This is a genomic window from Chromobacterium sp. ASV23, from assembly GCF_016428945.1.
GTDB lineage: Bacteria > Pseudomonadota > Gammaproteobacteria > Burkholderiales > Chromobacteriaceae > Chromobacterium > Chromobacterium sinusclupearum.
Window position 1 is genome coordinate 11635 of the sequence record NZ_JAELTR010000048.1, and the last position, 21322, is coordinate 32956.

The window sequence follows — 21322 nt, forward strand, 5'->3', positions numbered from 1 at the left end:
TGCATGGCTGATGCGGATTGATGGCCCTTGCTCTGGCGACGGTTATTTTTAACCTGCATCAAAAACAGTAAAGCCATTTGGTTTCCTCCATTCCCGATTGCCGCCTATAACCACAAAGGTGATTGGGTCTATACCATCCGGGAGAAACCATGCGCATCCATCGATTGCTGGCTTGGCTGACAACTTGCGCAATGTGCGCTCTGCTGGCGTGGCCCGACGCCTCCCAGGCGCTGCCCAGCTATGCCAGGCAAACCGGCGAAGCCTGTATCGCCTGCCATGTCAGTTTTCCGGAACTGACACCGTATGGCCGGCTGTTCAAGCTGTCCGGCTACACCCTGGGCACCACCAAACTGTTTCCCCTGGCCGCCATGGCTACCGGCTCGGTTTCCCATGTCGGCAGCACCCAAGGCAATAATGCCGCCTATCCGCGCCAGAACGACGGCGTAATTGAGGGCGGCAGCCTGTTTGTCGCAGGCAAGCTGGGCGACCATTTCGGCCTGTTTTCGCAATGGACTTACAACGCGCTGAACCAGAATCCGGGCGGCACGGCATTTTCCGGCCACACCGTTGCGGACAACAACGACTGGCGGCTGACGGACCATATCGCCCGAGCCAATCTGGACCTGATCTACGGCCTGTCTTTCAATAACAACCCCACGGTGCAGGACGCGTGGAATTCCACACCGGCCTTCGGCTACCCCTTCCAGACGACCCATCTGAACAGCGCCTGGAGCATTGCCCCGCCCACTACGCTGATTGAAGGCGGCTTGGCGCAGCAGGTAGCGGGCCTGAGCGCCTACGGTTTGTTGAACAAGTCTTGGTATTTTGAACTGGGCGGCTATCGGGTAGCCAAGGGCGGCTCGTCCTTTTTGAAGAACGGCGTGACTCTCTCCAACCGGCTGAGCGGCACCAACCCCTATTGGCGCTTCGCCTATAGCCATGACTGGAGCGTCAACTCGCTGGAGCTTGGCACCTTTGGCCTCGATGCACGGGTGAACATCGATCCCACCGACGCGGGTTCGCCTTCCGACCATTTCCGCGATACCGGCGTAGACGCGCAATATCAATATCTGTCCGACCCGCACATTTTCACCACGCAGGCCTCGCTGATCCACGAACACACCGACTGGGACGCCTCTCACCTGGGCGTAGATAGGCAAAACCCCAGCAGCTCGCTGAACTCTTTCCGGCTCAAGGGCAGCTATTGGTATCAGCGCACCTATGGCCTGACGCTGAGCTATTTCTCGGAAACCGGCTCCGCCGACAATGTGTATTACCCGGTGACCGGCAGCCCTAACACCAACGGCTACGCCGCGGAACTCAACTACATGATCAAGCCCTATTGGCGTTTGGGTCTGCAGTACACCGGCTACCTCAAATACCAGGGCGCCAGCAGCAATTACGATGGCAACGGACGCAACGCGCGCAACAACAACGTAACCTATCTGTATACCTGGATAGCGTTCTGAACCGGAGAGTAGACATGAAACCTGGCAAGACATCCATACTGCTGGGCCTGCTGCTCCTGGGCTCTCAGGCGCTGGCGGAGCAAACGCCGGAACAGCTGGCGCGGGCCTGGTGCGCCAATTGCCATATGGCCGACGGCAACAGCATCTCGCCGCTGTTTCCTCGACTGGCCGGACAGCAAGCCGCCTACCTGCAGCAGCAACTGCAGATGTTCCGCGCCAAAAGCCGCAGCGACGACGCCGCGCACGACTATATGTGGGGCGTGGCCGGCGGGCTGAGCGATGAGCAGATCATGGGCGTGGCGGCGTATTTCGCCGCGCAGAAACCCGCGCCGAACCCCGCCAAGCGCGATGAAAACCTCATCGCGGCCGGCAAGCTGATCTACGAGCAAGGCAAGGAAAGCAGCGGCACGCCAGCTTGCCAAGCCTGCCACGGCCCGCGCGCCGAAGGCACTGATCAAGGGCCACGGCTCGCCGGACAGCATGCGCCATACCTGATGAAACAACTGCATGTGTTTGAAAGCCCCCAGCGGCCTTCCGCGGTCGCGATGCAGGCCATCATCAAGACTTTGTCTGCCGATGACCTTCACGCGCTGACAGCCTACCTGCAAAGCCTGTGAAAGCCGGTGCCGGCCTCTCCGCCGGCATCGGACTCCGCCACGTCCCTGGCCTGCTCCTCCCATCGCCTGGCCCGTCATGGCATGACGTTTCGCCAAACCGCGATAGCCTGTACAGTCTGAACGACTTAATCATCCATTCAGACCAGGGGTCTCCATGTTCGCCACATCCGGTTGGTTCTTATGGGCGCTGCTCTCCGCGGTATTTGCCGCCTTGACAGCCATCTTCGCCAAAGTCGGCATCAAGGGGGTGGATTCGGATCTGGCCACTCTGATCAGAACCGGCATCATCGGCCTAGTGCTGTCGCTGTTTGTCGCGCTGACCGGGAAGTGGAGCAATCCGCTGGCGCTGCCGGGCAAGACTTGGCTATTCCTTGGCCTGTCCGGCGTGGCCACCGGCATTTCCTGGGCGTGTTATTTCCGGGCCTTGCAAATCGGCGAGGCCTCGAAGGTCGCGCCGGTAGACAAGTTCAGCCTGGTGCTGGTGGCGGTATTCGCCTTCGCCTTCCTCGGAGAGCGCCCGGCCTTGCGCGAATGGTGCGGCATTGCCTTGATCGCCGGCGGCGTGCTGGTGCTGGCCTGGAAACGCTAGGGGCGGTTGACTCAGATAGCAAAGGATAAACAGGTCGGCAGGGTAAACATGGCCTCACGCCACGACGCCCAGCGCCGAACCGATCCCCGCGGTGATTCCCATCGCCAGCGCGCCCCAGAAGGTCACCCGCAGCGCGCCGGCAGCGACCGGCGCGCCGCCGGCCCGCGCCGCCAAGGCGCCCAGCAGCGCCAGGAAAAGCAGCGAAGCCGCGGAAACAATGGGAACCAGGTGGTTGTGCGGGGAGAGCATCACCACCGCAATGGGGAACATCGCGCCCACAGTGAAGCTGCCGGCCGAAGCCAGCGCCGCCTGCAACGGCCGCGCGCTTTGGGTGGTGGTGATGCCGAGCTCATCCCGCGCATGCGCGCCCAGCGCATCATGCGCCATCAACTGTTCCGCCACCTGTTTGGCCAACGCCGGCTCCAGCCCGCGGCGCACATAGATGCCCGCCAGCTCCTTGTGTTCCGCGGCGACGTTGGCCTGCAATTCCATGCGCTCTTGCTCGAGCGCCGCCTGCTCGCTGTCTTTCTGCGAGTGGACCGAGACATACTCTCCAGTCGCCATGGACATCGCCCCGGCCACCAGGCCTGCGGCGCCAGCCACCAGAATATTGCTGTGGCTGCCATGCGCGGCGGCCACGCCTACAATCAGGCTGGCGGTGGAAACCAGACCATCGTTTGCGCCGAGCACCGCCGCCCGCAACCAACTTGTCCTACCGGAGAGATGATGCTCTCGATGGCCTGCATGCATATCGCCACTCCGCTGATGCGCGGCCGACTGCGCCGGTCGCCACAGGATGCCAAGCTTCCGTAAATTTGCCTGTCCAGCTTATGTTGGTCGCCAGGACGGCTGACGCGCCTGCATCATCCGGCACCTAGCGCCGGTTGGTTGGCTCCAGCCGTCTGCCGGCGCAAGTGCACTTATTGCTTGACATAGCGCCAATGCCGGTCAGTATCCAGCCACACTAAGCTCTCGCCCTCTCGCGCCATACGGGCCTGAAACGGCTGCGATTCATCTTGCTTGCCAGGTGTCGCTTCGAATACGAAATCCCGGCGCCCCGCCGCACGCTCGGCAGCTGGCAAATCGTAGACATAGGGTTTTCCGCGCTGAATGCCAGGGTAACGCAAAACAATCTGACAGATATTGCCCTCCATCCCCATGCTGGTCCAGCCGTTGCCTTGCGTCAGTCCCTGATCTCGCTGCGGAGCCTGGCAGCCAAACACTGTTACCGCGACGTTGTCCACCGTGCGCTGGCGGTAACGCACCTGGATGCGGTATTGCCCAGCCTCAAGCGGCGCGCCAGACTGGGCAACCTGCTCAAGACGATAAGGCTGCCAACCAGGAGCCTCTGCCGTATCCGCGCTCTGAAACCATACTTCTTTGCCGCGCAAGCTCCATTGTCCCTGCGCAACCTGGTCCACTGCACCGTAGGACAACATGAAGGCGAAGCGGCCGTCAGCGCCCAGACGAATCTGCGAACCCACCTCCCTCACTCCACGCAGATAGTAGTCTCCCGCCAGCTTGGCCATGGCAGCCCTCTCACCTACCGAGACAGGGTGCATCACAATGGGTTTCGCGTTGCCCCGCGGCAAGGCGAAGCCCAAGCCTTGCAGCGCCTGCACCACGTCCTGACGCCCCGAATCCGCGGCCTCCCGCATCGCCTTGCGCCCGAACTGCGGTGAGACCGGTGAGCGCCTAGCCAGCTGGGGCAGGCGTTTTGTCAAACGTGCGCCGCTCCATCCGGCCTCGTAGGAGTCCTTATCCGCCAGTAAAGAGATGAGCAGACGTTCACTAGCTGATGACTTGGAGCAGTCTGCGCCCGAGGCCTTGCCAAACCCTTGCCTCAGCAACCAGGACCAGCGCGCATCATCGCTTTCCAGCACCAAGGCCTCCAGATCCCACTGGCCGGCAAAGCAAAGCGGCGCCAGGCTGGCACTTGCCCAGCCCAGCCGCGCCAGCATGGCCGCGCTTCCTGAGCGCACGGCCAGTTCATGCAGCACGGCCATGGGCTTGCCCTTTACAGCATCATCCAACTTGCCTCCCTTGGTCAACAGCAGATTCAGGCCCTGGACGTCTCCTAGGCGCACCGCCCAGGCCACAGCACTCATGCCGAACCCGTCATGCAGATTAGGGTTGGCCCCAGCGTCCAACAACCGCGCCGTCAGATCGTGCCGCTTGCGCGCGACGACCAGCACCGGGACGTCACCGCTCTCCCGCTCGCGCACCCGCAGGCCTTGGTCAAACAAGGCCTGCATCACCTTCGGGTCATCCGCACGCAAAGCGTCAGCCAATGTGAGCCCATCCAGAGGCGGCACGGACAGGCCTGCGGCCAACAAGGCGTTCACCATCTCGCCGGCCGACTCACCATACCGCATCAGCGCAGCCGGGAAAGGCGAATTCGCTGGCTGAGACAGTCTTGCCTTCTGCTCTGGCGTTAGCTTGGCCAGCATCAATCGCAACATCTCCACGCGGCGCGCGCGCCGGCTCTTCTCCTGCTCCGCGCTGACCTCGTCAGCGAACGGGTCTGGCACGATGGCGGCAAAAAAGGGGGAACTTGCCACTTGTTTGGCCAACGGGTCAGCCCCCAGCGACAACAAGAGACGCACCATGGACACATTGCCATCCTTCACTGCCTGCGCCAGCGGCGTCTGGCTCTCGCCCTGCGCGCCATCCACCGGTGCGCCCAGTTTTACCACGCGCGCCACCCAGGCTTCGTCGCCAGCATGTACAAGATGGTGCAAGAGAGTATTACCCGTTTGCGGAAATGACCGATTGCCTCTCTCCAGCGGGTCCCACTCGCCCGCCCACTTGCCCGTGGACTGCAGCCAGGGCATGCCCGGCACGATCAGCGCCGACAGGATTTGATCTCGGCTCGCCCCTGGCGCCCCAAAACGATCATGCGGGTACAGCGCCCAGACGGCGGCATTGAGCCACAGATCGAACGGCCCCGTCTTGCCGTCATTCTCGCTCTTTGCCTGATCGATGGTCCGCGGCAGATGCCGCTTGAGCCATTGCAGGCCGCCCAGATTGCCGGTGCGCGCCGCCATCGCCAAAGAACTGTCCTGCCCGTCATCCAGCGCAGGTGTTGTGCCCAGGGCGGAGATCCGGCTCATCACCTCATCGCCTCGGGTCATCGCCGCCACCGCCGGCCACAACAGCTCATCCGCGTAGGGACGGCCGCCAGGGCCGCGATCTTCGTCAAGCGACTGGAAGGGGCGCCGCGCGCCGGCTTTGAGCAACATCTCGATCATCGCGGTGCGCGCCTCCGGCGAGACAAACACAGGTTTCCAGCCGGCATCGCGCGAAAACGCAGGTTCCAGCGCGACCTCCAGCGCCGTCTGACCCGTTTCTCCGGTTTGATTGACGTCCGCGCCATGCGCCAACAGCAGCTTGACCATTTCGGGGGCACCCCAGACCAAAGCCGACTGCAAGGGGGGCCGGCGGGCCTGGTACGATACATCCTTCACACTGGCGCCGTGCTGCAGCGCCAGCGCCAGCATCCTCGTCTTGGCCGGCAGCATGGCCTCATGCCTGGCTTTGATCTGCTGCCGAGTCTGCGCCGGGAGGTTACTCCAGGCAGCCCAGTACTGCCCCGGCGGCAGCAGCTTGGGAGAAAGCGACAACAAGACATCCAGCAGCGGCCGTCCCTTGACCGCGTATTCGGAAACATCGGCAATACCGGCGATCTTCTCGGCAAACCGCGCCTCGTCACCGTCTTGCGCGGCCTGAAACAGGGCCAGCACATCAGCCGTGGGCGGCTTCTGGTATTCCCGGTACGGGTCTTTGCAGTCACAAGGCGCAGCCGCCATGGCGGATGCAGCCTGCGCGTCCGCTGCCGAGGGCCAGGCAAGCACAAGCAGCAAGGTCAAACGTCCCGCCAGCGCGGCGGGAGCAGGGGCTAAGGGCAAACGACTAAGGTGGCTTTTTTTCATCGACGTACCGGTATGGTGGAAATCAAAAAAACTGCGCCAGCACCTGGCGCTGCACACAGGAACACTTGGTCGGAAACGAAACGGCCGCTCTCGCGGCCGTTCTCAGGCGGCGCCGGGCGGTCATGCCGCCGGGCCGCCTCTTACTCCTGCTTCACGTCCAGCAACTCCTGCAGCTGGCTCAGCGTGCCGCTGTCCTTCACCACATGCTGCAGCCATTCCTCCAGGCTCATCTCCGCCCAGCGCGCCGCGCGTTCAGCCAGCAAGGACACCGGGCTGTGCGGTTCGTTGTGGCGGAAGTAGCGCGCCACTTCGCCCAGCATGAACACCGCTTCCTCGCGGCTGCGGATCTGGCCGTTGAACGTGCTGGCCGGGGCGGTGGTGTAAACCGGACTGGGCATGGCTTGACTCACGGGTTTGCGTTCCTCGACGGGTTGCGGCTGCGGAGCGGCCGCAGGCTTGTTGCCGCCCAGCTGCTGGCGGTAGCGCAGCACCAGGTCCTGGCAGGCGTAGATGGCGTTGCGGATATCGGCCAGGCTGGGCGCCTCGTTGCCGAAGCGCTCGTCCACCAGGCGATCCAGCTCCTCATAGGCGGTAAGCAGCGCCACCAGTTCCTCGGCCTTGGCCTGGAACCAGAGGTGGCCGGACTGGACGGCGGATTTCTCGAAGGCCTCGCCGCTGAGCTTGCCTTCGGCGATGGCCGCGTCGCGGGCTTCGCTATTCTTCAGCCCCAGGTTCTCGACTTCGCGCGACTGCTGCCACTGGTGCCAGCTGTAGCCGCCGAATTCCGGCTTGGTCATCGGCACATTGCGCAGCGCGTTGCCCAACTGCTGGTTCATCCATTCCAGCTTGGCCACGCGCTCGTCCAGGTCATGCGGGTCCAGTTCCGGGAAACCGTTTTCCCAATAGCGCTCCAGCCAGCCGTTGACTAGCGCCAGGCCGCGCACCAGGCCAGCCACGCCGTTGACCTGGGCCTGAGCCTCGGCGTACCAGGCCAGGATTTGCAAGTCCTTGCTCTGCTTCTGCAGCGCCTCCTCGCACAGGCGGATCACCTGCGGCCATTCGGCCGTTTTCAGCGCCTGTTCCCAGTCGCCCTGCGACAGCGACGGGTCGTCGCTGCGCCGCGCCTCGCGGATCTGGTCGAAAATCAGGGAGTAGGCCAGGTCTTCGCCGGCCGGGGCATCCGGGCGTACCGGCTGCATCAAGTGTTCAATGCTTTGATCCATATTCTTTCTTTATCCCTTGCTGACCTGGGGCAGCGTGGAAATCAGCGTGGCGCCGCAGCTGACCTTGTGGCCGTCCAGCGCCACCGGCTTGCCGCCCACCAGCCAGCTGCCGTCGCCTTCGACGATGGTGCAGTTGACGTGGCCTTCCTTCGGGCAGCTAACGGCGTCGCCGACGCAAGCCACCTGCTTGCCGAACAGCGTGGTGCTGGACGCGGCGCTCACTACCTTGCCGCCATGGTCGGTGGGGTCGCCCAAACGAATTGCCGCCTTCATGCTGTCGCCTCCTCTGCCGGCGGCCTGGCCAAAGCCAGCGACACCAGCTCGTCATGGAAATGAGTGATCACTGCGGGCGCCTGCAGCCGCGCGCAGTGGTTGACCGCGGTGGCAGCCATCAATAAGGGCGTGGCCGATCCGGCGTCGCCCCACTCGCGCACCACGTTGCTGGCCTCGTCTATCGGGTGCAGCTCGACCTCGTGCCGCGACAAAGCGGTAGCGATGGCCGCCAGCCGCACGCCGCCGACATCGATCTGCCCGCTGTTGTGGCACAGCCAGGCCACTGCGGCGGCCTGCTTGTTTTCCGGCTTGGCCTCCTCCGGACTGAACGGATAGTCCAGCAAGGCGGCGTTGACCAAGGCGTTGTCCAGCACCGGTTGCAGCTGGCGCGCCAGCTGCAAGGCGCGGTCTTGCGCCAGCTGGGTGGAACTGGATTGGGCCAGCACCGCCAGCACCGGCAATGCCGCCAGGCTGGCTTGCCGGCTGGCCGGCACCACGCCCCAGCCGGCGGACGGGCCGGAAAAATCCTTCTCCCAATACGGCTGGTAGGGATCGGCGTCCGCGGCTTCCTGGTCCGGCTCGGCCGGCGCGACCAGATCGTCGCGCAGGAACAGCATGGCCACCACGGCCATGCCGGGCTCGCCGTGCCAACGGCGGTATTCGCGCAGCGCCGGGTCCACCTCGCCCCAATCGTCGTCATCGTCCTGCGCGGCCAGCGGCGCGTCGGCGGCCAACACCAGCACGCCAGGGGATTCCGGGTCCTGCTGCAGCACCTGCAATACGCGTTCGGCCAATTGGCCGCTGCCCGGCAGGAAGCGACATTCGCCGGACACGTGGGCGTCGGCGCCCAGCGCCTCGGCCGCCGCCTGCTGCCTCAGCTCCTTGACGCGGGTCAGCTGCTCCACGCCTGGGACTTCGCGCATCGGCTCCAGATACAGCGGCAGCCAGGCCGCGCCCGGCGCTGCTGCGTACAGGCTGCTCAGCATCTCGGCGATGTGCGGGGCCAGCGCGTCCAGCCGCTCGCCCGCTTCCACCTCATCCTTGTCCAGCGCGGCCCACCAAACGCCTTCGGCGCTTTCCGCCAGCCAAGCCGGCTCGTCCTTGGCCGGCACGGCCGCCGCCCACAGCCAGCGGCAACTGACTGCGCGCTGGCGTTCCTGCAGCGCGGCCGCATGCTGGGCGCGGGCTTCTTCGCGCTTGCCGGCGCGCTCGGCTTCGGCCTGGGCTTCCTGCTGCTCGGCCTCGGCCTTGGCCTTTTTCTCTTTCAAGAACGCCCACACCTTGACGCCCACGCTCAGCAGCATGGGCGGCCCCAGGTGCAGCAGCAGGATGGCGGACGGGCTGATGCGCTGCCAGCTTTGCGGCAGCACCAGCCACAGCAGCGCCCACCAGCTGACGCTGGCGCCGGTAAACAGGGCCAACATTCTCCACATGGGAAGCGCTCCTTAGCTAACCTTCACCTTCACCTGCTCGCCCTTGAGCGAGACAGCGATCTTCTTCACCGGCTTGCCCGTGGCCATGCGCGACAACAGATCGTTGGAGATCTGCGCCAGCAGCGTGCGGGTGAGGATGGCGTCGGCGTTGCGCGCGCCGCTGTCTACGTCCAGGCAGCGCGCGGCCATCTGCTCGGCCAGATCGGCCGGGAACTCCACCTGCGCGCCGTGGTTGTCGGCGATGCGGCGGCGGATCTTTTCCAGCTTCAGCGAGACAATGGCGCGCAGCACTTCGTCGCTGATCGGGAAGTAAGGCACGATGGTCAAACGGCCCAGGAAAGCCGGCTTGAAGGTCTTCTGCAGCGTCGGGCGCAGGATTTCCACCAGGTCTTCGGCGGTTGGGTCGCGGGTTTCGTCTTCCACCGTCACGCCGTGCTCGCAGGCGCGCATCACCAGATCGGTGCCGGCGTTGGACGTCAGCAGGATGATGGTGTTCTTGAAGTCCACTTCGCGGCCTTCGCTATCTTCCAGCACGCCCTTGTCGAATACCTGGAAGAACAGCTCCAGCACGTCCGGGTGCGCCTTCTCCACTTCGTCCAGCAGGACGACGGAGTACGGCTTGCGGCGCACGGCCTCGGTCAGCACGCCGCCCTCGCCGTAACCGACATAGCCCGGCGGCGAGCCTTTCAGGCCGGACACGCTGTGCGCTTCCTGGTATTCGGACATATTGATGGTGATCAGATTGCGCTCGCCGCCGTACAGCGCCTCGGCCAGCGCCAGCGCGGTTTCGGTCTTGCCGACGCCGGACGGCCCCACCAGCATGAACACGCCCTTGGGCTTGCCCGGATCTTCCAGGCCGGCCTTGGCGATCTGCACGCGCTCGGCGATCTGCTCCAGCGCGTGGTCCTGGCCGATGACGCGCTCGGCCAAGAGCTTGGCCAGCTTCTGCACCTGCTCCAGCTCGTTGCTGACCATGCGCCCCAGCGGGATGCCGGTCCAACCGGCGATGACGTCGGCGATCACGCTTTCGTCCACGCATTCGAAAGCCAACGGCTGGTGCTTTTGCAGCTCGCGCAATTCCTTGCGCTTGGCCTGCAGCGGGCTGATCTTCTTGCCCTTGGCCGGCTTGGCCTCGCCGCGCTGCGCTTTCAGCTGGTCGATTTCTTCGATCAATTTCTGCTGCGCTTCCCAGGCTTCGTGCAGCTGTTGCAGATTGCCTTCCAGCTCGACGCGCTGCGCTTCCAGCTCGGCGATGCGCTCTGCGTGGCCTTCCTCGCGCTGCAACGCGGCGATTTCGCGGTCGATGTTTTCAATCAGCACCGACACGTCCTCGATCGGTCCCGGCTTGCCGGCGCGCGACAGCGCCACGCGGGCGCAGGCGGTATCGAGCACGCTGATGGCTTTGTCCGGCAGCTGGCGGCCGGCGATGTAGCGGCTGGACAGATGCACGGCCGCGGCGACGGCCTCATTGAGGATTTCTACTTCATGGTGCTTGGCCATGGCATCGGTCAGGCCGCGCACCATCTGCACGGCGATTTCCGGGGCCGGCTCCTCCACCTTCACCACCTGGAAGCGGCGCGCCAGCGCGGCGTCCTTCTCGAAGTACTTCTTGTATTCGGCCCAAGTGGTGGCGGCGATGGTGCGCAGCTCGCCGCGCGCCAGGGCCGGCTTCAGCAGGTTGGCCGCGTCGTTCTGGCCGGCCGCGCCGCCGGCGCCGATCAAGGTATGCGCCTCGTCGATGAACAGGATGATGGGCACCGGGCTGGCCTTGACCTCGTCGATCACCTGACGCAGCCGGTTCTCGAACTCGCCCTTGACGCTGGCGCCGGCCTGCAACAGGCCCAGGTCCAGCGTGCGCAGGGTCACGCCGGTCAGCACCGGCGGCACTTCGCCCAGCACGATCTTGCGCGCCAGGCCTTCCACCACGGCGGTCTTGCCCACGCCCGGCTCGCCGGTGAGGATGGGGTTGTTCTGCCGGCGGCGCATCAGGATGTCTATCATCTGGCGGATTTCGCCGTCGCGGCCCAGGATGGGGTCGATCTTGCCGGCGCGCGCCTGCGCGGTCAGGTCGATGGTGTACTTGTCCAGCGCCGGGCTGCCGCGCTTGCCCTGCGGCGCGGCGGGCGCGTCGTCGTCTTGCTCGGCGCCGGCTTCTTCCGCGGCATGGCCCATGGCTTCGCCGCCATGCTGGCGCAGCGCGGCGTAAGCGCCATCCAGCTTGCCGGCGTCCAGCCGCGCCAGCGCCGGCGCGCCCGACTGCAGCGCGCCGCGCAGGGCGTCGTCCTGCCACAGCGCCAGCATCAGGTCCAGCGTGGACACATTGTCCTGGCCATGCTCGGCGCTGGCTTGCAGCCAGGCTTTTTCCAGCCACTTGGGCAGCCAGCCGGACAGCACGGGATTGCGGGTATTGCCGCTGCGGAAGGCGTCCAGCGCGGCGTCCAGCTCGCGCTCCAGCCGCGACAGATCGGCGCCCAGCGCGCGCAGCGCCGCCAGCGCGGCGTTGTTGTCCTGATCGAACATCGCCAGCAGCACGTGCTCGATCTCAATCTCGAAATGGGTGCGCGCCAGCGCGCGGCTGGCGGCCTGCTCAATGGCCTGACGCGCGGTGGGCGTCAACCGGTCTATCAGGGATTTCAAAGAAACGGACATATGCTTCCAATGCTTGAGATTTAAGATGTTTGCTTTAAGGTTGTTCTTCGTTGGCCGCGGCCGCGGGCAAGGCATCCGCCAGCCAGCTGCTAAGCGCGGCGCGGCCATCCGGGTCCAGATCGTCCAGCATCACCCGGTACCAGGCCAGCAGCGCGCCGTCGTCCAGGCATTGCCGCAGCAGCGGCCAGCTGTTTTCCAGGAATACGCCGAAAAACGGCACGCCCCGCTGGTGCAGGAACATGTCGTCGGTGATTTTCAGTTCGCGGTACAGCTCGCGCAGCCAGGTCAGATACGGCACGGCGTCCGCCACATGGCCGGCCTGGGCCAGGGCGGAGGCGAAGTTGGCGTAGGCCATGGCGCAGGAGAACTCGCGGCTTTGCCAGTTCAGCTCGTCAAACTTCATCATCCAGGCCTTGCCGCGCTCCACCGCGCCGGCCATCACCGAGGTGCTGGCCAGTTGCAGCGCGTTATGGGCAGAGGGCTCCAGCTCGAACAATTTCATCCAGCAGGAGAACGCCGTATCCCATTGCGCCTGGCGGCTGCTGGCCAGCGCGCACAGCCGGTAGGCATCGGCCCGCACCGCGGGGGAGCGCGCCTCCAGATGCGGCTGCGCCAGCCGCAACGCCTGCGGCCAGTCTTCGCGCTGCAGCGCGGCCACGGCCGGCTCCAGCTGCGGCGGCGTTTCGGCCGGCCGCGCCACGCGCAGTTCGGCCGGTTTGCCGCGGCCCAGCAATCGCTTCAGGATGCCCATTTTCGACTTTCCTATCAGTTCAACAGGGTGTAACGCATATCGTCGGGATGGCCTGGCGGGCGGCCCAGCCAGCTGTCGCCGCCCAGGCTCAGCGCGGCCGAACCCAGCACCGCCGGCGCCACATCGCGCTCATCCAGCACCAGGCAGACCTCGGCTGCCAGGCTGTGGCCCAGCGCGTACTGCATCAGCGCGCGCAGCGCCTGCGCGCCGGCGGCGTGCGGCTGCAGCGCGTTGAACTGCTCGCGGCGCAGCGGCCCCAACCGCAGCTTGATCTTGGTCTGGCTGTCCCAGATGCGCTCGCCGGCAAAGGCGGACAGGCCCAGCTCGCAACCGTCCACGCCCAGCTGGCTCTGCTCCTCGCGCGGCACCTGCAGCCACTGGCCGACAAACTGCTCCAGGCTGGCCTTGACGCCAAAGAAACCCTCCACCAGCGTCACCAGCGATTGCGCCGACAGCGGCTTCTGGCTCAGCAAACCGGCGTAATAGACAAACATCCGCTCATCCAGCTGCGCGCCCGGCCCCATCTGCTGCCGCAGCTGGCCCAGCCCGACGCCGCCCAGGTCCAGCAGGTTGCGGGTGAAACCATCGCACTCGCCGGCCTCGACATTGACCCAGCTGCGGTACTTGCACCAGGCCTCGAAAAACAGCGAGGCGGCGCGGTGGCTGAACAGGTCGAAAAACGCGTGCATGGTGTCGTCGCGGTGGCGCAGACGGCGCTCCAGCAACAACTCCGTATACGCGGTGGGCAAGGCGCCGCTCGGCCCGGTGAGGCCCATGAAGCTGATGGTCATCTCATCCGCCGCCTCGCTGCCCTCCGCCGCCGGCTGGTAGCCGGTCAGCTCGCTGGCCGGGAAGGACAGCGACGCCAGCGTGCGGAAGCGCAGCCGCTCCGGCAGCCGCCCGCGCCTGGCTCCGCCCCGCTTGTGGCCGGACAGGCCCAGGATGCGCGCCGCCTGGAAGAAGCCGAACTGGCTGGCGTCCTTGGCCAGCTCCTGCCTCAGATCACGAGGGCTTCGCCCGCTCTGGCCGGCCATGCCGCCACCTCCTGATTCTGTTGCACGGTTTCCACCCGCAAGCGGGTGAAGCTGTTCGGCGCGCAATACAGCGCGAAGAAGCGTTCCAGCACCGAGGCGAACAGGTAGACGCTGCCGCCCACATAGTAGTCCGCGTCCAGTTTCAGCCGGATGTCGCTGCCGCGCACGAAGCCGGCAAAGTCGCGGCCGGTGACGCGCGTCACCGCCGCTTCGCTATGAATGCCCACCACGCCCTGGATTTGCCGCACGTTGACCGGCGATCCGGTCAGGTTGTACAGCGCCAGCATCTCCTGCAGCGCGGCCACGCCGGAATCGACGATGGACATGTAGTTCAGCGACAGGTGCGAGATCAGCCGCCACTGCACGGCGCGGCCCAAGGGGCTGCGCTGGGTGGCGGAAGGCTTGCGCAACAGGCGCACGCGCTTCACCACCGAGTGTCCCGGCAGGGTGAAGTCGGTGCGCTGCGCCGCCTGGCTGCCGCCAAACGGAATCTGCTCCGGCAGGTCGCGGTTGCTGCACAGCAGCTCCAGGCTCAGCACCTCAGCCGCTGGACGCACCGCGTTGAACTGCAGATCCACCAGATGCAGCTCCAGGTCCGTGCCCTTGTCGCCCTGGCGCGGCGAACCTTCGCGGCTGGCGTGCCAGTAGAAGCGCGGCGCCTGGCGCTCGCTGCCGTGGCGAGTGGCATAGAACGGCGGCACTTCCTCGCTGGTTTCGCCCTCGCCGGATTTCTCCACCCGCACCACCTTGCGGATCTGGATCACTTCGTAAGCCTGCGGCTTGCGGCCATCGGCCTGCACCGGGTAGCCCGTCTTTTGATGGCTGATGCGGATAGGCTCGCCCGGCTGTTTGAACAGGTTCACCACCGGGGTGCAGCCCAGCTTCAAATGCTGCGGCTGCAGCTGCGTCAGCAGCCGATGATGGCGCTCGCTGTCCGGGTAGTCGCCCAGCACCAGCTGCAGCACCAATTTTTCCCCGTTCAGCCGCGCGGCCGCCTTGTCCAACTCCGCGATGTCGACAAACAGGAATTTTTCCGGATAGCAGAAGTATTCCGTCAGCAGCCGGTAGCCCATGAAGGAGCGCTCGTCGTACTCCAGCATGCCCTCGTCGCGGCCAAATCCCACCGGGCGGATGGCCGAGGCCGGCAGCGTGAAGGTGCGGGCCGGATCGTCGCTGCCGTCGCCCACGCGGATGCGCAGCACCTGCGACAGCAGCAGCTCGTAAAGCAGGTGCATCAGCGCCGGCTCGCCGTCCAGGAAGAAACGCAAGGACGTCAAACCGATGTGGTTCAGCGCCAGCCCGCCATGTGTGTGGCACTCCAGCGTCAGCAGCGCCGCCGCGTCCGGCGCCAGTTGGCGCAGGTACGGCGAGCCGCTGGTCAGCTCCAGCCGCGCGTCCTTCAAGGACAGCGGATACAGGTCCACCGGATAGGCGCTGCGGAACTTGCACACCACGCCGTTGATGGCCGGCGCATGCACCGCCTGCCCGCGCTCCACGCGGTAGCGCTTGGCGATCTCCGGCCGTGCCGGATCGCACTCGAACTGCACGATGGTGGCGGACGGAATCGGCTGCAGATAATGCGGATACAGCACATCGAGGAAGCTCTCCGCCACCTCGGGATAATCGTCGTCCAGCTTCTTGTGGATGCGGGACGCCAGCAGCGCGAACGCCTCGATCAGCCGCTCGGTATGCGGATCGGCGCACTGGTCGCCTTCCATCTGCAGCCGGCCGGCGATCTTGGGATAGCGGCGCGCGAACTCGCCGGACAGCTCGCGCAGTTGGCCGAGTTCGCGTTCGTAGTAGGGGAGTAGAGATTCAAGCATATTTCAATCGTCGGTTCGGCTCTTGGCGCGATGCGGATGCACCAGTCAACACATTCATTCGCGGCCAACTCATCGCTGAGTAAAAGCCTTCACCTGTTCCCTACGCTGCAATTCTTTCTGGAACGCCTCATTGGCTTCATCCGATTCGCAAATCAGCTTCTTGTTATCGTCATGCGTAAAGAAAACCGTGCGGTAGCGCCAGTACGAACCATGCGGCTCCAGCTTGCCCAAGGCGGAGTACATGAACCAGGCGCGCGAGTCATGCACATGCTCGTCGTACAAGGCCATCAAGTCCGCATTATCTTTCACATTCGGATAGAATTTTTCGCTCTTCTCGATCAGCAAAGCCCGCTCCTTACCGGTGCAGTCTTTGCTGAACATCCGCGATGCGGCAGTAAACATGGTTGCCAGCCAGCCTACCGGGTTCAGCCCCACGCTGATTTTGCCCAGGTAATCATCCGTGAAATCCTTGGCCCCCACCTGCAACTGGGTGCCGTCCTGCGTCGGCTCATATTCTTTGGACAGATTAGGCGTGAACGGCTTGCCAATATACGCCTTGTCCATCTCGCTCAGCTTGTCCTGCGGAATCGGCACTTGCACGAATCGCTTGTCCTGTGTCGAGTAGACTCCGCTAGTCGGCGGCGCCATCGTCACCTCGCTGGCGCTGCCCTTGCGGCTTTGCCGGCCCCAGGCCGCCTTTTCCTGATCAACGGCCCAGGACGGCGTTTCACGTTGCGATTGCGCGTATTTGAAGTAGTCGGCGTTCTGCTGGCCCTGCCCGCCCCGGCCTTGCAGGCCGCCCGCATAGCGCTCGATGCGCCAGGCGTTGATCTGGGCGGTTTGCTCCTGCAGGATGGCCGTCAGCGAGCCGGAAGCCTTGGAGGCGGCGCGCCAGGCGTTGAATCGTGCTTTTAGCTCAGTGCTCGTATCAAAAAGACTAATATCCTTCTGCTCCATAAAGCGCCACGGTTCCTGCTTCTGCAGCAACGCTAGTTTCGCCTTATCCGCGGCGGTGCCTTCGGTCAAAGCTCCGGCATTGATCTTCAAGGGCGCGCCGGCCTCAAACGCCAACCGGTACATATGATTCAGGGGCAGCTGCGACAACAACAGGCCCTGCTCGCCGCGCGCCTTGCCCTGGTCATTGGGCGGATAGCCGCCGCCGACATCGCTATGCATGCCGGGATACACCCATTCCCCCTTGACGCAGCTTGGGTAGCCGCCGGAGGCGCTGTTGCCCACCGAGTCCAAGGGAAAGCACAGCCGCTGCTCATGGGCGCTGACCATATGCTCGCAATGTTGCAACCAGGTTTTGTCCGGCAGCGCCATGTCGCCACCCCAGTCCAAGTGTCCCTTGGCGCCCGGTGCCAGTTCAGTCAGGCCCACCGAGGCCACAGTGTCGAATATCCCGAGAAATTTCACTTCCAACGGGATGCCGAAGAAGGTCTCGTCCGGCATCTGTTCGTTCAGCCGCCACAAAAAGGCGCGCGCCTCGGCCGCCCCGCGCGAGAAGCCGTAAACACACAACTTGATCTTCAGCACCTGCGGTTTGAAGTCCGGCTGCGCCAGCTTCTTTAGCACCTCGGCCATGCCCTCCTTCATCGCGGCTTGACGATCAGACAGGCTGGTAGGCTTCTTCACCTTCAGGCCGTTTTCCGCCTCTTCATAGGTGAATTCCATTTTCTGGATCACACCCAAAGCATCTTTGTCTTTATATTCGTCCAGACCAACAGCTAGTTGCAGGGAGTCTATCAGACGCGTCAGCCCCCACAGAATGCGCCGCTCCCCCCCAGTCGCAAAGCTCAGACCACTCGATGAGGGGCCATTTTCGCCAATTTTTTTAAACTCAGTGCCGACGCCTTGCATGTAGTGCTTGAAATAACCGCTACTTTGAGAGTCATCCTCGCCAAGTGAGGCATGATATAAGCGTCGCACATTGCTGCTACACACAGGACTAGCCTTGTCATCGGAATCACCATGATTATTGGTGCCATCAAAAAACAGGCTGATATTGAGTACCAAACTACATGGGACAGACTTGCCCACCGCACGCTCATCCATACAATGCGCAGATATCTCACATTGCTGGGAGAGACGCTGCGAAATAACGTCTGAAACCTTAACCGGGAAATATCCTGTTTCTGGATAAGCAGGTGCCAAACTTACTGACATGTCATCCTCCCTCCCATGCGGCGAATCAACTCTGGATATCGGTTTGGCCCTCCAGGCAAAGTGCGGAAAAGCTCACTTTTTTGATCACAATCAATAATCACCCTAGCATCATCACAGGGCAGAAAAACAAATGTAACACCGCAGGTATCGCCGTACTTCGGCACATTGATAGTTTTGCTCATCTTCTTGTAATTAGACTGATGAATACGCATCCATTCACGCCACTCGGGCGTGGAACTACCATTCTTCCATTTAGGTGGCGGGATATTTCCCGGATTCAGCTCAGGACTCGGGTCTTTTTCCCAAGTAATCTCAGCCGTCATGCCCGGCTTCCATTTTTCGGGAATGCTCATGCAGCATTCATCTCCGCCGCCGCCACTCACCCCTTGACCATTGAATGTAGCGCGAATAATACTGATGCTTTTATCGGCATTCACCACTCTAGCAGGAATGCCTATCATCTCCTCGCCAGCCATGCTTTGGCAGCCGGCCAGCAAGGCCAGAATCGAGAAAACTAAGGCGGTCAACCATCGTGTTTGCATCCTAACTTCTCCATAATCTGCTTGATCACTGCCATAGCGCTTACTGACAAGCCTGCTTGCCGCCCAGGCGGCGAATCAACTCCGTGTCGAATTTTTCTCCACCAGGCAAATTGCGAAAAGCCGCACGCTTCTGATCACAATCTAGAATCGCCCTGACATCATCACAGGGCAGAAAAACAAATGTAACACCGCAGGTATCGCCGTACTTCGGCACATTGATAGTTTTGCTCAGTGTCTTGTAGCTTGACTTATGAATACGCATCCATCCTCGCCATTCTGGAGTTGACATTCCATTTTTCCAAGCAGGTTCAGTCGATCCATCTGGATTTTTATCCGGGATCGGGTCTTTTTTCCAAGTAATCTCGGCAGTCATGCCCGGCGTCCATTTTTCAGGTATGCTCATGCAGCATTCATCTCCGCCGCCGCCACTCACCCCTTGCCCATTGAAGGTGGCCCAAATAACCCGGATGCTTTTATCGGCATTCACTACTCTAGCCGGAACCCCTTTCATCGCCTCGCCCGCCAGACTTTGGCAGCCGCTCAAGCTCAGCCATATCCAGGCTGCGCCTGCAAAACCGAATAGCCGCCTCATGCCGACTCCTGGCCAAGGTAGCGCGCCACCAGCGGCATCCGCTCGTCTTCAGACCACAGCTTGGCCTTGTCGGCTGCTTGATGCGCCAAAGCCAGCCGGCGGATCATCTCTTCCTCGGAATCCAGGCCATAACTCTCCGGCACCAGCAGATGGTTTTGGCGCCAGGTTTCGGCCAGATGCCAGCTGCTCAAGGCGTCGATGTGATCCTGCTCTAAAGTCAGAGAGTCATGCCGCCATTGCAGCGGCGGCAGCAACTGCAGTGCGGCGGCATCCAGCATGCGAGCATGGCCATCGCGGTCCAGCCAGTGCCACTTCGAGGCGGGTTCCAGCAATAACTGCTGCCGCTGTTCATCCAACGCCTCCACTACTGCGCCAAACAGCCGCGGGTCGTGGTATCTCAACACCCCCTGTTGCAAGCCCTTGTCCCATGATGCTTGCAGACACAGCGTGAGCCTGGCGGCCAAGGCGTCATAGTCCCAGGCGCTAAACAAAGCCAGCAAACGCGGCTGGCCCTGCCATTGCCGCAATAGCTTCAGCAAACGCGTTTGCGGCTGGCTGGCATCCAAGCGAACCAAAACCGGCCCCTGGTCCGCCGCCTCGGCATGCGCCGTGTTTTGCAGCAGAATGCGCGGCGGATACAGCGCGCCGATCCGGCCCTGCCAACGCGATCCCATCTCCGCCTGATCGATGATCAGATCAAACCAGGGCAATTCCAGCGCTTGCGCCTGCTCCAGCAGCAAGCCAAGCCATGTATCCGGGCTGGCTTGTTTCAAAACAACTTGTTGCTTCATTTGGCCGCCACCAAGGGGTTGGCTTGGCTAAACGCTTGCGCCATGCAGGACTTGCAGACCGTGTTCGGGAACTGCGGGAACGGCAGGTTCATGCTCGCCGGCCCGCTCCAATCATGGCTCGCCCCCTTGAAGCTGACGGTGCCCGGCGCGTGCAGTTCGATCTTGCCGTCCTTGATGCGCACATAAGCGCCGCCGCTGATCAGCAGGATTTCCTGTTTGCCGTTGAACTGGATTTTCTGTTTGACCGAGGTGATGGAGAGGTCCTTATCCGCCGTCAGCTCCATCGCGTCGCTCTGCGCCTGCACCTGTACCTTGCCCTTGGCGGCGATCAGCTTCAGCGCCACCTTGTCTTTCACCCCGGCCACAAACAGGCTGATGTGCTGACCCACGTTGTGAATCCAGCGTCGGCCCGTGGTGTGGTTGGCGTCGCGCTGGGCGACGAGGTTCAGGTTGGCGCCGGCGGAGACGGTTTGGCTTTGTTCGGTCAGGGAGGCGATGCCGGCCGGGCCGGACAGGATCAGCAGCGGCTGTTGGCCAGCCTGCTCTTTCGCCGTCTGGCCGTCTTTGTCGGTGTTGCTGCCGGCTTCCCACGCCTTCAGCGCGTCGACGTGGTGTTGCAGGTGGCCGTCCGGCTTTTTGCCGGCTTTGGCGTTGTCCGGGCTGATTTCGTCGGGGCCGGTTTCCATGGCGTCGGCCAGTTGGCCGCTGGCGGTTTCGGCCAAGGCTTGGCTGAGCGAGAGCGCCGCGTCGAGTTGCGATTGGGCGTGTTCGCGCGCCAGCTGCTTGCCGCCGGCGCCGTTTTGCGCTTCGGTGGACAGCAGCAGGCCGTGGGCGGCGCGGATGGCGCCGTGCTGATCTGTCCGCAGCTCGAAGCCTTCGCCGCGCGGCTGGGCTTTGCCGTTGCTGCGCGGGTGGGTGAGGAAGCCCTGATTCAGCTGGGTCTTGCCGGATTCGCTACTGAGCTTGGCGCGCACTTCGCCGGGGGTGTCGTCGAACAACAGTTCGTTGTAGCCGCCGCCTTGATGTTCCTTGGATCTGATGCCGGACAGCGTTTTGTTGGCGGGCAGCGCGCCGGCGCCGCTGAAGTCCGGCGTCGGGTGGCTGCCGTTGTACAGCACGCCGGTGATGACGGGCCGGTCGATGTCGCCTTCGATGAAGTCGACCAGCACTTCCTGGCCGATGCGCGGGATGAACTGGTGGCCGAAGCCGGCGCCGGCGCTGGGCATGGCCACGCGCAGCCAGCAGCTGGATTTGTCGTCGAGGTTGGCGCCGAACTGGGCGTGTTCCTGTGGCCGTTGCCAGTGGAATTGCACCTTGATGCGGCCCTGGCCGTCGGTGTAGATCTCGTCGGCGGCTTGGTCTGTCGGCTCGGCCGGGCCGACCACGGTGGCGGTTTGCACGCCCAGCGAGGTGGGTTTGGCCTGCGCGGTGTGGG

The 21322-nt window shown here is 63.6% G+C and carries 17 protein-coding genes; 3 read left to right on the forward strand and 14 right to left on the reverse strand.

Annotated features, from left to right (window positions below; genetic code table 11):
- Positions 1-149 precede the first annotated feature (149 nt).
- The 3 genes from JHD59_RS16830 (at position 150) to JHD59_RS16840 (ending at position 2675) form a co-directional block, all read left to right on the forward strand.
- A complete protein-coding gene (locus JHD59_RS16830; protein ID WP_199155070.1) occupies positions 150-1469 on the forward strand; it encodes a hypothetical protein in 1320 nt (439 codons plus the stop codon).
- Between the two features lie 14 nt (positions 1470-1483).
- A complete protein-coding gene (locus JHD59_RS16835) occupies positions 1484-2086 on the forward strand; it encodes a c-type cytochrome (protein ID WP_199155071.1) in 603 nt (200 codons plus the stop codon).
- A gap of 154 nt (positions 2087-2240) precedes the next feature.
- Positions 2241-2675 carry an EamA family transporter gene (locus tag JHD59_RS16840; protein ID WP_043629854.1) on the forward strand — a complete coding sequence of 145 codons (435 nt, stop codon included), beginning with the start codon at positions 2241-2243 and terminating at the stop codon, positions 2673-2675.
- Positions 2676-2729: 54 nt separating this feature from the next.
- Here JHD59_RS16840 and JHD59_RS16845 read toward each other — a convergent pair whose 3' ends face one another.
- The 14 genes from JHD59_RS16845 to JHD59_RS16910 form a co-directional block, all read right to left on the reverse strand.
- Complete coding sequence (locus JHD59_RS16845) at positions 2730-3425, reverse strand: VIT family protein (protein ID WP_199155072.1); 696 nt, start codon at positions 3423-3425, stop codon at positions 2730-2732.
- 170 nt (positions 3426-3595) lie between these two features.
- Positions 3596-6607 carry an ankyrin repeat domain-containing protein gene (locus JHD59_RS16850; protein ID WP_199155073.1) on the reverse strand — a complete coding sequence of 1004 codons (3012 nt, stop codon included), beginning with the start codon at positions 6605-6607 and terminating at the stop codon, positions 3596-3598.
- 140 nt (positions 6608-6747) lie between these two features.
- Positions 6748-7830 carry a type VI secretion system protein TssA gene (gene tssA / locus JHD59_RS16855; protein WP_199155074.1) on the reverse strand — a complete coding sequence of 361 codons (1083 nt, stop codon included), beginning with the start codon at positions 7828-7830 and terminating at the stop codon, positions 6748-6750.
- Between the two features lie 9 nt (positions 7831-7839).
- Positions 7840-8103 (reverse strand): PAAR domain-containing protein, encoded by a 264-nt coding sequence (locus tag JHD59_RS16860; RefSeq protein WP_071110095.1) that lies wholly within the window; start codon positions 8101-8103, stop codon positions 7840-7842.
- Positions 8100-9536, reverse strand: a complete 1437-nt coding sequence (locus JHD59_RS16865) for a hypothetical protein (RefSeq protein WP_199155075.1) — start codon at positions 9534-9536, stop codon at positions 8100-8102. Before JHD59_RS16865 ends, JHD59_RS16860 begins: the two co-directional genes overlap by 4 nt.
- A 12-nt stretch (positions 9537-9548) precedes the next feature.
- Positions 9549-12185, reverse strand: coding sequence for a type VI secretion system ATPase TssH (gene tssH, locus JHD59_RS16870; RefSeq protein WP_199155076.1), 2637 nt, complete (start codon positions 12183-12185; stop codon positions 9549-9551).
- A gap of 34 nt (positions 12186-12219) precedes the next feature.
- Positions 12220-12936 (reverse strand): hypothetical protein, encoded by a 717-nt coding sequence (locus tag JHD59_RS16875; RefSeq protein WP_199155077.1) that lies wholly within the window; start codon positions 12934-12936, stop codon positions 12220-12222.
- A 14-nt stretch (positions 12937-12950) separates the two neighbouring features.
- A complete protein-coding gene (tssG, locus tag JHD59_RS16880; RefSeq protein WP_199155078.1) occupies positions 12951-13970 on the reverse strand; it encodes a type VI secretion system baseplate subunit TssG in 1020 nt (339 codons plus the stop codon).
- Positions 13934-15793: a type VI secretion system baseplate subunit TssF gene (gene tssF / locus JHD59_RS16885; RefSeq protein WP_199155079.1), complete on the reverse strand. Its 1860-nt coding sequence runs from the start codon at positions 15791-15793 to the stop codon at positions 13934-13936. The genes tssG and tssF overlap by 37 nt, the downstream gene beginning before the upstream one ends.
- Before the next feature lie 69 nt (positions 15794-15862).
- Positions 15863-17962: a DUF2235 domain-containing protein gene (locus JHD59_RS16890; protein WP_199155080.1), complete on the reverse strand. Its 2100-nt coding sequence runs from the start codon at positions 17960-17962 to the stop codon at positions 15863-15865.
- Entirely contained in the window at positions 17953-18504 is a 552-nt protein-coding gene (locus JHD59_RS16895) for a DUF3304 domain-containing protein (RefSeq protein WP_199155081.1), read from the reverse strand. The genes JHD59_RS16890 and JHD59_RS16895 overlap by 10 nt, the downstream gene beginning before the upstream one ends.
- 40 nt (positions 18505-18544) lie before the next feature.
- The gene (locus tag JHD59_RS16900) at positions 18545-19096 is read right to left on the reverse strand and encodes a DUF3304 domain-containing protein (RefSeq protein WP_199155082.1); all 552 of its coding nucleotides are present in this window, start codon (positions 19094-19096) and stop codon (positions 18545-18547) included.
- On the reverse strand, positions 19093-19887 hold the full coding sequence (locus JHD59_RS16905) for a DUF4123 domain-containing protein (protein ID WP_199155083.1): 795 nt from the start codon (positions 19885-19887) through the stop codon (positions 19093-19095). Before JHD59_RS16905 ends, JHD59_RS16900 begins: the two co-directional genes overlap by 4 nt.
- A partial coding sequence (locus JHD59_RS16910; protein WP_199155084.1) for a type VI secretion system Vgr family protein occupies positions 19884-21322 on the reverse strand: 1439 nt, incomplete at its 5' end. The genes JHD59_RS16905 and JHD59_RS16910, both read right to left, overlap by 4 nt.